This is a genomic window from Cyanobium sp. BA20m-p-22 (genome assembly GCF_024346275.1).
GTDB lineage: Bacteria > Cyanobacteriota > Cyanobacteriia > PCC-6307 > Cyanobiaceae > Cyanobium_A.
Genome location: NZ_JAGQCQ010000092.1, coordinates 1 through 11257 on the forward strand (window position 1 = coordinate 1; position 11257 = coordinate 11257).

General features: G+C 65.1%; 14 protein-coding genes and 2 pseudogenes. 10 read left to right on the plus strand and 6 right to left on the minus strand.

The features are described from left to right. From KBZ15_RS09570 to KBZ15_RS09600, 7 genes and pseudogenes are all read left to right on the plus strand, one after another. Positions 1 to 355, plus strand: a pseudogene (locus KBZ15_RS09570) (hypothetical protein); the annotation flags it as partial. Between the two features lie 66 nt (positions 356 to 421). Next, positions 422 to 856 carry a hypothetical protein gene (locus KBZ15_RS09575; RefSeq protein WP_255014976.1) on the plus strand — a complete coding sequence of 145 codons (435 nt, stop codon included), beginning with the start codon at positions 422 to 424 and terminating at the stop codon, positions 854 to 856. A 10-nt stretch (positions 857 to 866) separates the two neighbouring features. Continuing rightward, the gene (locus KBZ15_RS09580; RefSeq protein ID WP_255014977.1) at positions 867 to 1517 is read left to right on the plus strand and encodes a hypothetical protein; all 651 of its coding nucleotides are present in this window, start codon (positions 867 to 869) and stop codon (positions 1515 to 1517) included. A gap of 80 nt (positions 1518 to 1597) precedes the next feature. Next, positions 1598 to 1840, plus strand: coding sequence for a hypothetical protein (locus tag KBZ15_RS09585; RefSeq protein ID WP_255014979.1), 243 nt, complete (start codon positions 1598 to 1600; stop codon positions 1838 to 1840). 42 nt (positions 1841 to 1882) lie between these two features. Then, a complete protein-coding gene (locus KBZ15_RS09590) occupies positions 1883 to 2557 on the plus strand; it encodes a hypothetical protein (RefSeq protein WP_255014981.1) in 675 nt (224 codons plus the stop codon). 12 nt (positions 2558 to 2569) lie between these two features. Next, positions 2570 to 3619 carry a hypothetical protein gene (locus KBZ15_RS09595; protein WP_255014983.1) on the plus strand — a complete coding sequence of 350 codons (1050 nt, stop codon included), beginning with the start codon at positions 2570 to 2572 and terminating at the stop codon, positions 3617 to 3619. 3 nt (positions 3620 to 3622) lie between these two features. Continuing rightward, complete coding sequence (locus KBZ15_RS09600; protein ID WP_255014985.1) at positions 3623 to 3814, plus strand: hypothetical protein; 192 nt, start codon at positions 3623 to 3625, stop codon at positions 3812 to 3814. 15 nt (positions 3815 to 3829) lie between these two features. Here KBZ15_RS09600 and KBZ15_RS09605 read toward each other — a convergent pair whose 3' ends face one another. Both KBZ15_RS09605 and KBZ15_RS09610 read right to left on the minus strand, forming a co-directional pair. Next, on the minus strand, positions 3830 to 4417 hold the full coding sequence (locus KBZ15_RS09605; RefSeq protein ID WP_255014987.1) for a sigma-70 family RNA polymerase sigma factor: 588 nt from the start codon (positions 4415 to 4417) through the stop codon (positions 3830 to 3832). A gap of 373 nt (positions 4418 to 4790) precedes the next feature. Then, a complete protein-coding gene (locus KBZ15_RS09610; protein WP_255014988.1) occupies positions 4791 to 5768 on the minus strand; it encodes a hypothetical protein in 978 nt (325 codons plus the stop codon). A gap of 125 nt (positions 5769 to 5893) precedes the next feature. Between KBZ15_RS09610 and KBZ15_RS09615 the strand changes: the two genes are divergently transcribed. From KBZ15_RS09615 to KBZ15_RS09625, 3 genes are all read left to right on the plus strand, one after another. Then, complete coding sequence (locus KBZ15_RS09615) at positions 5894 to 8119, plus strand: ATP-binding protein (protein ID WP_255014989.1); 2226 nt, start codon at positions 5894 to 5896, stop codon at positions 8117 to 8119. 69 nt (positions 8120 to 8188) lie between these two features. Continuing rightward, a complete protein-coding gene (locus KBZ15_RS09620) occupies positions 8189 to 8419 on the plus strand; it encodes a hypothetical protein (RefSeq protein ID WP_255014990.1) in 231 nt (76 codons plus the stop codon). A gap of 8 nt (positions 8420 to 8427) precedes the next feature. Continuing rightward, a complete protein-coding gene (locus KBZ15_RS09625) occupies positions 8428 to 8808 on the plus strand; it encodes a type II toxin-antitoxin system PemK/MazF family toxin (protein WP_255014991.1) in 381 nt (126 codons plus the stop codon). A 31-nt stretch (positions 8809 to 8839) separates the two neighbouring features. Here the strand turns inward: KBZ15_RS09625 and KBZ15_RS09630 are convergent. The 4 genes and pseudogenes from KBZ15_RS09630 to KBZ15_RS09645 all read right to left on the minus strand — a co-directional run. Then, positions 8840 to 9055 (minus strand): annotated as a pseudogene (locus tag KBZ15_RS09630) (AbrB family transcriptional regulator); the annotation flags it as partial. Positions 9056 to 9076: 21 nt separating this feature from the next. Continuing rightward, positions 9077 to 9460 carry a hypothetical protein gene (locus KBZ15_RS09635; protein ID WP_255014993.1) on the minus strand — a complete coding sequence of 128 codons (384 nt, stop codon included), beginning with the start codon at positions 9458 to 9460 and terminating at the stop codon, positions 9077 to 9079. Between the two features lie 398 nt (positions 9461 to 9858). Beyond that, positions 9859 to 10221, minus strand: coding sequence for an AbrB family transcriptional regulator (locus tag KBZ15_RS09640; RefSeq protein WP_255014994.1), 363 nt, complete (start codon positions 10219 to 10221; stop codon positions 9859 to 9861). Between the two features lie 135 nt (positions 10222 to 10356). Beyond that, on the minus strand, positions 10357 to 11028 hold the full coding sequence (locus KBZ15_RS09645) for a thermonuclease family protein (protein WP_255014996.1): 672 nt from the start codon (positions 11026 to 11028) through the stop codon (positions 10357 to 10359). Positions 11029 to 11257: the final 229 nt, after the last annotated feature.

Consider the following 11257-nt stretch of genomic DNA (forward strand, 5'->3'; position numbering starts at 1 on the left):
GCGCCACAAGCAGGCCGGCGGCGAGCTGTATGAGGTGATCGACGGCCGCCACTATTTCGAGGGGATCGAGATCCTGCTGGTGGAGGAGGACGCCGAGGGCCATGCCGTCCTCGGTTACGACGAACCAGCTGGCACCACCTCCATCTACTGCTGCGTGCTGGGTGATGCGGCGGTCTGCGGTCTGCAGGGACCGTTTGAGGGCAGGTATGGCATTGCGGTGCGTGATTTCGGGGAGGTGCATGACGCACCGGTGTTCCGCACGCGGGTGGATTGGTACGTGGGCTTTGCCGTCTGCAACCGCAAGGCAGCGGCCCGCCTCTACAACGTGGCGCCCATGCCGCTGGTGCTGCCCTAAGCGCCAGCCCCACCCCCCGGAGGACTGCTCAGAACCACACATTCATTCCCCATAGGAGCCCTATCCATGACCACCCAAGCCACCCGGCTGCTCGATGCCCAGACGGTGCTCGTCGGCTGGATTAACCATTCGGCAACCGACTGCTACGAACACAGCCGCAGCAGCGGCGATGTCATCAACCTCGGCACCGACCTCGATGCCTCCTGCTCCTTTGTGCTGGTGGCTTCTCACCCCGGCCACAGCGACGCGGTAACCGTGACGCTGGAGCTAGCGCCCCTGCTGGCTGACGGCACAGCCGGCAGCTGGATAACTGCCGCTGCCGTTGCTATCCTCGCTGCTGGCGGCAAGGTGGAGGCAAGCATCAGCGGCGCTGCCCTGCTGCTGAATCCAGCCGACAGCGAACTGGTTACGCCGCCCTGCCTGCGGCTGGCCCGCGCTGTGATCTCTCCGAGCACACCGGTAGGGATGTGCGTGGCGCTGACCGCCAACCAGGGGCTTTGAGGTGAGTGCCATGAGTAACCCACTGGAGTCACTGACCCTGGCGGCGAGTTCTGAGGCCCTGCCGCTGGAGCTGCTGCAACCCCTCGACAGCAGCAACCCTGCCTCCACCCCCGTTCGCCTCTCGGGCCCGGAGCAGCGGCTCACCGTCACCCCGGATCCAGGTGTGGGCGATGAATCCCTGCTGCCACCCAGCCAGCTGCTGATCGTCAAGGACGGCGAAAGCCGCTCGATCTGGCCGGTGCATCTGGCCGGCTGGCAGGCATTGGGCTGGCAGCTGCAGACGGAGCCGGCAGAAGCAGCGCCCGAGTCCGAGCCCGAGCCGGAGCCTGCACCGCAGCCAGGGCCGGAGCCTGATGCAGAACCAGCACCCCTAGGTGAAAGCAGCACCGCGGAGCTGACCGAGTTGCCCAGCCCTGAGCTGGTTGAACCGGCAACTGCCGCTACCGACGGAGAAGCCCTGCTGGCTTCTGAGCCTCCTGACTTCCAGGCGATGACCAAGGCCCAGATCGTCGACTACTGCTCGGCTGTTCATGGCGTAGAGCTAGATGCCAGCCAGACCAAGGCCGAGCTGATTGAGCAGGCCACGGCGCTGGAAGCCCAGGCCAATGACACGGCTGCAGCTGATCTCGCGGCCCTGGAGCTGGGTGATGCCCTGCTCTGATCCCAGCAGTCAGCGCCGCCCCAGCCAGCACGTCCCTGGCTGGGGGCTGGCAACAGCTCAGCAGCACTGCCCTGGCGCCGATGGCCACTCCCGATCCGGCTGTGCTGGCCGAGCTGACGGCTCAGTGCCGCAGCAGCAGTCGGCCTCAGGGGGTGATCTTCCTGGGCCAGGCCCAGCTCCAGGACGGCGGCACCCCTGAACCACCCCCAGCCGGGGGCGTCAGTTCGTTGCAAGCTCTGGCGCCGCTCATCAGTGCCACCGCCAGCAATGGAGTGGTGGTGATTGCGCTGGACCTGCGTCTGCTCAGCCCTCTGCCGCCCTGACCCGAGCTCTGATCTCCCAATCCTTTTTCTTTGCTGATCGCTATGGCAACCACCACCGAAAGCCGCACCAGCCGCTCCTTGCCCCAGCCCACCGACCTGCTGCTGGTGCAGCGCGGCGGCACGCCATTCCGGGCCACCGCAGAAGAGGTCAAGGCCTTCATGCTCAGCCCCGCCAGCGCAGCGGCAATCGGTGCGATCAAACCCGGCACCAACCTCTCGGTCGATGCCGATGGCACGCTCCATGCAGCCATCTCCGGTGCCCTCACCTACCGAGGTGCGATTGATCCAACAACCACTGAGGCCCCAGCCAATGCTGCAGTCGGGGATGTGTACCTGGCCAGCAGCTCCGGCACGGCCCTGGCGACCTGGAGCGGCATAGCCGGTCAGGAAATCGCCCAGGGGGATCTGCTGCTGTTTGACGGCACCAGCTGGAGCGCCAACGCAGCACTGGGCCCCGACGGTGCCGGCGTGATCCGCATCCAGGTGGCCGCACCGTTGGTCATCGATGAAAGCGATCCCGCCCAACCGCTGCTCAGCGTTGAGCCTGCCTCCACCGCTGCTGCAGGCGTGCTGCGCCTAGCGACTGCCGAAGACCTCACCACCGGCACCGAGGGCGCCGCCGTCGATGCTGCAGCCCTCAAGGAAGCGATGGCCAGCGCCCAGCCGGCCGGCGACTACATGCCGCTGGACCTGAGCACCCTTCCAGCTCTGCCCTGATCGCCGCAGTTGATGACCCTCCAACCAGGCGACCTGCTGGCAATCACACGCCCCGCTGGGCCCCAGTCCGGTACCTATCAGCTGCCGACGGCATCACTGGCGGAGCTGCTGAACCCGCCGCCAGTGCTGGGAATCAGCGGTGTGGTTTGGTCAGCCGTGCGCTCCGCAGCGGACAACAGCTGGCAGGCGATCTGCTGGTCGCCGGAGCTGGGGCTCTACGCCTGCGTAGCGGGTAGCGGCACGGGCAACCGGGTGATGACCTCAAGCGATGGCATCCGCTGGAGCACCCAGCCATCAGCAGCCGATCAGAACTGGGTGGCGCTCTGCTGGGCCGCTGAGCTGGGGCTGTTCGTGGCCGTCAGCGACAGCGGTATTGGGAATCGAGTGATGACCTCACCGGATAGCCGCAGCTGGACCCTGCGCCAGACGCCTGCCAACAACAACTGGACCGGGGTCTGCTGGGCACCAGAGCTGGGACTGCTAGTGGCCGTCGCAAGCAGTGGCACGGGCAACCGGGTGATGACCAGCAGCGATGGCCTCACCTGGACAGTCCGCCCGGCTGCTGCAGATCAGGAGTGGCGCTCGATCTGCTGGGCGCCGCAGCTGGGGCTGCTGGTGGCTGTTAGCAGCACCGGCGGCAACCAGCGAGTGATGACCTCAAGCGATGGCCGCAACTGGACACTGCGGACAGCTGCTGCAACCAACAGCTGGATGGGGATCTGCTGGGCGGCGGAGCTGGGTTTGCTGGTGGCGCTGAGCAGCAGTGGCAAGGGCAACCGGGTGATGACCTCTCCGGATGGAATCAGTTGGAGCAGCCGCAGTTCAGCAGCCGACAACGCCTGGACCTCCCTTTGCTGGGCGCCGCAGCGAGAGCTCTTGGTAGCGGTGAGTAGCAGCGGCACCGGCAACCGGATCATGACCAGCGGCGATGGCCTCAATTGGACTGTGCGCAGCTCCCCAGCTGATCTGGGCTGGCGCTCGCTCTGCTGGTCGACCCAGCGCAGTCAGTTCGCGGCTGTTAGCAACAGCGGCGCTGGCAACCGGGTGATGGTGAGCCCCTGAACCATGACTGAAACCAAGGCACCCCTGCCAGTGATTAGCTCGCGTTGTTGGCGCGACCTGATCAGCCCAGAGAGCGGTGCCACGGTGCTCAACCTGGCGGTAGACAGCAGTGACGCCGACCCGATGGTGGAGCTGGCCTACGACGAAGGCGGCAGCGGCTGGTGGCCGCTCTCCACGCTGGTGTTCCAGCAGTGACTGGGGAGGAGGGCCTCAGCCCGGCCCCACCAGCTGCTGCCGCAGAGCCTCAAGAGCTTTCTTCTGGGCCCGCTGCACCGACATGGCGCTGATTTGCAGCTGCTCTGCTGCCTGCCGGAGCGAGAGGCCCTCAAGGATGGTGAGCCGCAGGGCCGTGGCTTGAGCTGCAGGCAGCTGATCTACTAGCTGCTCAAGCGCCAGATCATCAGCGGGCCCGGCTGCTTCTTGCCCTGGGCTGGCCAGCTGATCGAGCAGGCACGGCTCGCCAGCGGCGTGGCCATCAAGGCTTCTATGACCCAGGGGGCACTGACCCTGCTCATGCAGCCGGCGTGGAATGCGCACCAGCCGCACCCGATCGCGCAGGTGATGCTGCAGGGCACCTGAGATGCAGCGGCGCAGATAGGGCTCAGCCGGCTCGCCTGCTTTGCAGCGCAGCACTGAACGAAGCAGGGCTTCTCTTGCTACCTGGATCAGATCCTCCCGCTCGACCAAAGGGAAGAAGCGGCGGGCTACAGCTGAGGCAACGGCATCAGCCAGGGATAGGTGCTCGAGCACCAGGGCATCACGGGCACGGAGGGCAGAGCGGGAAAGCGGGGCAGCCATCTGGGGACGGCAGAGAACCCCACCCCCAACGGCCAGCCGCAGGGATGTGACAAGGACGCCCCACCGGGGCGCATGGCCCGATCCTTGACGCAGCGCGAGGACTGGACGAGGGATTCAGGTGGGTGTTTGACGGCTCGGTGGCAAGGCAATCGCCACTTTCGGCTTGATCGCACTACCAGGGCGCCCTCACCGGGCAGCACGAGCGGCGCCAGCAGCAGCAGCGCCCCGCGCCGGCCCCATTGGCGCCGAGGCCACTGGCACACCGTCCTGCATGGCGAAAAACGTCAGAGCCGCCGGATGCAGTGGTTCCAGCCGGTGTAGGTGGGACTCGGCTGATTGATGTTCAACCGGTGTTGTTTGGCGTGCTGTCATCTCACGCCGCAGCCCCACCGCCAGCACCCACCCCTTCTTCCAGCGACCCCTCCAAGCCCAGCAGTGCCCCAGCTCCCCGGGCCTCCGCCCGGAAGGCGCGGCGCTGGATCACCCGCAGCGTTGCCTTGGCTGCTGCAGGTGCCTGCAGCTCCTGGGGCAGCAGCAGCCACAACTGTTCTTGCAGAAACAGCCCATCGGCAACCGGCACCAGACCCTGCTCCTGCCACCAGCTCCTGGGGGCCAAGGCCGGGCAGAGCGGCACCGCTACGGGCCGCTGCTGCAGCTGCTCTAGCCAGGCCTGCGGGTCCTGCCAGATCCGTGAGGCGCGTTCCAGGTTGCCGATGCAGGGCTCTAGCTCCCCATGCAGCAGCGGCATGATCTGGGCAGCGGGCAGCAACACCTGCTCCTCCCACACGTCAGCCCAGCGCTGATGGGCCACTAGCTGCAGCGGCAAGGTTCCCAGCGGCAGCACCTGCACTCCCGGCCAGTGCGGCAGTTCTCCACTTGCCAGCTCCTGGTTATGGCAGAGGGAGGAGACCAGCGCTCCATCGAGCACGCCCTGGGCCACCAGCGTTGCCCAGTCGCCGGCTGGGTGGAAGCAGGGCGGCACCTGCAACACCCCGGGCAGCCCAGCAAGCAGCGACTGGTGCAGAGCATCGGTGCCCAGCCGCAAGCGGCCGTCTTCTAGGCGATGGGCCCTGCTGGCCAGTCGCAAGAAGCGCAGGCTGCTGCTTCCCCCCCAGCGGCACACCTTGCGGGGGCCACGCGCAGGTTGGAGGCGGAACTGCTCGGCCAGGTCCCAGTAGCTGCGGCTCACCGTGGTCTGGTGCATCGATAGGGAGCGGGCGGCGCGCATCTGACTGCCGCTGACTTCCATCAGATCCAGCACGTGCAGGTTCAGCAGCATCTCGGGTGGTCTGTAGGACTTGCGCCGCCGCCGCGCAGGCGGCACAACGGCAGCAGAACGCTGGATTGGCACGGCAGCGCGGCAGCAGAACGGGGCAATCAGCCTTGCCCTTTTCCAGCTCCCGTCCACCCTCCCTCCCGCGAAGAACCCAGCCGGCTGAAACCCCCTGCCAGCATTGAGCCGGCTGCACCAGTTGGTTGGCGGCTGTTGCCGCGGGCCGTAAGGGCCAGCAACCTGCAGCAATGGAGCCCCTGCGCTGTCACCTACTAATCGGCCCGCCCGCCAGTGGCAAGAGCACCACTGCGGTGGCGCTCGCCCCTTTGCTTGCAGGGCCTGAGGGGCAGCCGGCTGTGGTGCTCGCGACCGATGCGATCCGCGCTGAGGTGTTCGGCGATTCGGCCGTTCAGGGGCCCTGGCCGTCGATCCAGCAGCGGCTGCATGAGCGGTTGATCGGTGCGGTGGCAGCCGGCATGCCGGTGATCGTGGATGCCACCCATGCCCAGCGGCCCTGGCGGCTGGCGATCACCCAGCAGCTTTCCTTACCCCGGCCAGTGGAGTGGATCGGCTGGTGGCACTTCACACCGGTGAGCACCTGCCTGCGCTGGAACGAGAAACGGGAGCGCCCCGTTCCCGTCCCGGTGATTCGCCGCATGGCCGCTGCCTTGGCGGATGAGGCCTTTGGTCCGGGTCGGGCGGAAGGCTTTGCCTCGGTGGTGGCGGTGCAGCCCACCCAGCAGCGCGACCTCACTACTTATTTACGTAGCGAACTCTCCCGTCTTACCCGCCGCATCAGCGCGGCCTGCAATCGCCAGCACCAGCTGCTGCTCCACGGCCATTCGCGCCTGCTTGATCTAGAGCGGCTGCTCTACCTGCTGCAGCTGCTCGCGGCGCACCCCGATCTGGCGACAACTGATCAGGGCAGCCGCGAGGCCCTAGAAACGCTCGTTTCACCGCTGCCCAGCGGTGAGCTGCCCCAGCGGGCGGCCGCCCTGCTGCGCACGCTCCATGGGGTCTGCTACGGCGATGCCGAGGCTGTACACCGCGATCTGGCCTGGCTGGAGGGCCAGGGCTTCTTCTCCGCCACCCCTGTGACAACGGGGATTCAGCCCCTGCCCCTGCTGGCTGGCACCTCTGAGGAGCAGGCCCCCCGCAGTGGTGGCGTCCATGGCGGCCAGCCGCCGATGGCTGATGCGGCGGTGTTTGTGCGGGTGATGACCCTGCTGCGCCATCTGCTGCAGACGCCCTTTGACCGGCCGGCGGAAGGTCCGGGGGCACTGGCGATGCAGCGGCACCTGCTGGAACGTCTCGCTGAGATCCCCGGCGGCCATGGCTCAGGTGAGCTGGCGACGCTGCGCAAGGACATCGAGAAGACCCTCACCCCTTATGGCTTTCGGCTGCACCACGACAACCCACGCCATGGCTACTGCCTTGGCACCGCCCTGCTCTCAGCGCCGCGGCTGGTGGAAATCCATGGGGTGGTGCAACACGCGGCCCAGCGGCTGGGTGATCCCACAGCGCAGGATCTGCTCGATGAGCTGGAGCAACGTCTGGCCTGGGGCGGCATAGAGATGACGGCCACGCCGCCGTTGCGCACCTATCTCGATGGCGCCCATCCCGGTTCGGAAAGCCAGCAGCGGGGCACCCTGGCCGAACCAAGGGAAGCTGAGCGGATCGAGACGGCGATCCTCGAGCACCGCCGCGTACGCCTGCTGCGCCAGAGCACCTTTGGCGGCGGCGACAACCGCGGCGAGGAGATCCGCGCCTGGCCCCTGCAGCTGGTCTTCTCAGCGGGGCTCTGGCACCTGGCCTGGGAGGACGACGCCATAGGCAGGCCCCATGGGTTGCTGCAGAGCGAACGTTTGGAATATCTGGTGTTTTTGCAGGCCGAGCCGCGGGGTCGCCGCAACGAATCCGACCACAGCACCGCGCTCGCCAGGCTGCAGCGTCTGCTTCATCACTGCGGTGGCATCGAGCTGGGTGATGACCTCACAGCCCAGGAGGGTCTCTGCCAGCCCAGCAGCGAGCAGCACCGCCGCCAGCTGCAGACCCTGCGCCTGTCCTGCAAGAGCGAGGCCTACGCCGCCATTCGCCAGGGACAGCTTCCCTTCTCCCTCGACCAGATCCGGCTGGAACGGCCGGCTAAGCAAGCGAAGCCCACGGCTGCGGGCCACGGCACGACAGCCGACTGGGTGCATCCGGAGCTGGCCCAGGTGCTGACGCCCAACCCCAGCGGCGATAGCCATCCCCACCCGCTGGAGATCGACCTGCCGCCCTGGATCCTGGCCCGCGGCGTCGCCCTGCGCCGCTGGCTCTTCTCCCATGGCAGCGCCCTACGCATCGAGGCACCGGAAGCGCTGCGGCAGGAGCAGCAGGGCCAGGCGCTGGAGATGCTGGCTTTGGCTCAGCGACGCCCCGGCAGCTGAGCTTGAACGTGGGATTGGGCTTACCGTTGAAGTGTGGCTACGTGTTGTCAGCGCAGGCCACCTGCCGCCATGACCCCTGCCGATTACGCCACTGAACAGCCCGAGGCTCCCTTCTCCGTGCGCCGCAGGCAGCGCGGGGGACGACGCATTGTGCAGGTGAGCAGCTCGCTCAGCGCTATGGATGCTCTGCGGGCACGGATCCGTTCCCAGAGCAAAGCGGTGGCAGAGCACATCGCCACCGATGCGGAGGCCAGTGCCTTCATTGCCGACTGGGCCACGCCTGAACCCCTCAACCGCTGAAGACAGGCGTGGACTTGAGGGCTGGGCAGATCATCACCGTTGATTGGCGCAAAGATCCAAACGACCCTGGGCTGAACCCTCTGCCTCCCGAGCCCAACAAGCTCCGGCCAGCTGTCGTCGTGCAGGACTGCGATCTGTTTGACCCTGCCTATCCAACAGTGCTGGTGGTGCCGATGACTGGCGACCCCTCGCTGGCGATGGCCGATCTGACTGTCGTGCTCCAACCCAACAGCACCAACGGCTGCAGGAAGGTGAGCTATCTGCTGCCACAGAACCTGACCTGTGTGGCCAAGACTCGCATCACAGATGCCACCGCTTGCTGCGTGACTACCACCGAGCTGCAGCAACTCCGCCAGCTGGTTGTGTTGGTGATCGGGGGTTTCTCTTGAAGAGCGGCAAGCAGCTCAACCGAGGAGCAGCTCACTCCTCTTCTGTGCTGCCCAGGGGGACGAGCTTGATCTGCTTGCGGCCCAGCTTGATCTCGAACTCATCGCCTGGCTTGAGGTCGAGCATGGCGGTGTAGGCCTTGCCCACCAGCAGGTTGCCGTTGAACTGGATCTTGGTGGTGTAGCTCAGGCTTTTGCCACTGCCACTAACATGCCCCACACAGATGCCTTTGGCTTCCAGCAGGACCTTTTAGAGCAAGTGGCCCGGGGCTCACCAGCACCGGATGGTGTCGCTGGGGCCACGACTGGCTTTGCCATCGTCGATGCGGACCATGGTGAACAGGTATGAGCTATTAGAACTAGCTGTAGTGCCTTCATTGGTTGAATCGTCTGCCCAGAATGCAGTAGTACCACTTCGGTAGACGCGGTTACCGGCAGGGGTGCGACCGATCAGGTCAAAGCGTGACTTAAGCCCGTTATCCCAGAGAAGGGAAAAGGCCTCTTCGTGGTGATGTATCGAGACTGTTTTGACGGGCGGGCCGTCATTAAAACTACATTGCATAGGCCTAGTGTAGGCCTGTGCTTGAATAGTTGGAACAGCAACAATAAGGTCGAGGACGGCTAGGCCGGCGATGGCTAGAATTTTTAGGGTCATGGCAGAGGGTGGAGTATCGCGGCGCAAGATGTCTGCCTGAATCAGGCAATGGATGCCAGAACCAAGGTACGGCCTACTAGCAGCAATCGAAGCAGTCCTTGAGTACGCGTTCGCACCTGAAACACCTGCGGCCAACGGGAGACCCCCATGTAACCCCTGCACCAAGTGTCAGCGCAAGCAGCTCCGCCCCCTACACCCAGAATTCTTAAAAAGCCCGGTGTCCTCGAATCAGGGGCTTGATTAGCAGGGCCCTCATCTCGAAGTCTTCGTGCAGCTGCAGGTGCATGGGGTGCTTCGAGTAGGCCCATCTTCACTGGTCCGACCATGTCAGCGGCTTTTTGGTGTCCTGCGACCCTTACCTCTAACCACAAGCAGTTAAGATCCAGCAGGTATCCGGCTCACTCCTCTTCTGTGCTGCCGAAAGGTATCAGCTTGATCTGCTTTTTGCCGAGCTTGATCTCGAACTCATCGCCTGGCTTAAGGTCGAGCACCGCGGTGTAGGCCTTGCCCACCAGCAGGTTGCCGTTGCCCTGAACAGTTGCGACATAGCTAAGGCTGCGGCCACCCTTGCCCCGGCCGGCGCTATCGGCGCCGAGGCTTACACCCTTGGCACCGAGCAGGGCCTCATAGAAGGATGTGAAGTTGAGGCGCTCCGTGCCATCTTTTTTGGTGCTCACATAGCCGCACTCACGAACGAGCTCGGACTTGGAGACATTGCCTAGCTCCTTGACCTTGGCGAGTAGTTCGGGGCCGGTAAGCATCTGATCTTTGTCTGATGTTCAAAAATACCGAACTCAGATGCTGTGTCAATCCACTACATCAGCAGGCAAACCTTTGCTTCCGCTGTCTTCCGCAGTAACCAGTAGTGCAGCCACGAAATAAGGGAAAGATGACTGTCAGCGGAGTGCTTCACAGGCTTCTCCATCGCCATTGCCATCTAGGTAGCTGTGTCCCTGACGTAGCAGCTCCTGGGCTTTGGCATAGGAGCTGATCTCGCTGCAGCGGTAACGCCCGCCGCCCGGGGTGGTGCCATCAGGAATGACGGCAGAGCGACGACCTCGTCGGAAGTCCCAGGGCCGGGTGATGCCGCCCTCCACCTGCCACACCCCATAGCGGCGCCGGCTGGCCCGATATTCCGCGTCCAAATACTCCTTGGCATTACACCCACTGAGGTACTGGCGGTAGGCAAAGGCTTGGCCCTCTTCCACCAGCGCCAGGTTGATGTTGATCTCGCTGATCACCTCGGCGACACTGCGGCCATAGCGATCGGTGGTCTTGACCTCGAGGCTGACCTCGCGCCCGACAGGGAGCCGCTGCTGCAGGTAGTTGCGAGCCTGCTGGCCGTAGGGGCCCTGGGCGGTTTCGGGGGCATCGATGCAGGCCAGCCGCACGGTGAGGGCCTTGCCCGCCTGACGCACGCGGATGGTGTCGCCGTCGCCGATGGAGAGCACGGTGGCTTTGACGCCCTGAGCGACTACCTCGCTTGGCCAAGCCAAGGCCGCCAACGCCAGCACACCCAGCAGAAACTTTCTAGCCATTGCCGGAGTTTGCACCGGCAGCCTTTTCATGCGGTTCCTGCATGACTTGGTTGCAGCTGGCTGATCTGCGCCAATCTGTATCTATGCCTCAAAAGACGCTGGGCCGCAATCAGCTGCTTCTTGCCTGCGCGATTGCAGCTTTGGCGGCAGGAAGTGCCCTAGCCCAGCAGCCGGTGCAACCCCTGCCCAAGGTTGGAGGTTGCCCGCTTGGCTACTACAGCTCTGGCGGCTACTGCGTCCCCAGCTCCGGGGGCAACAG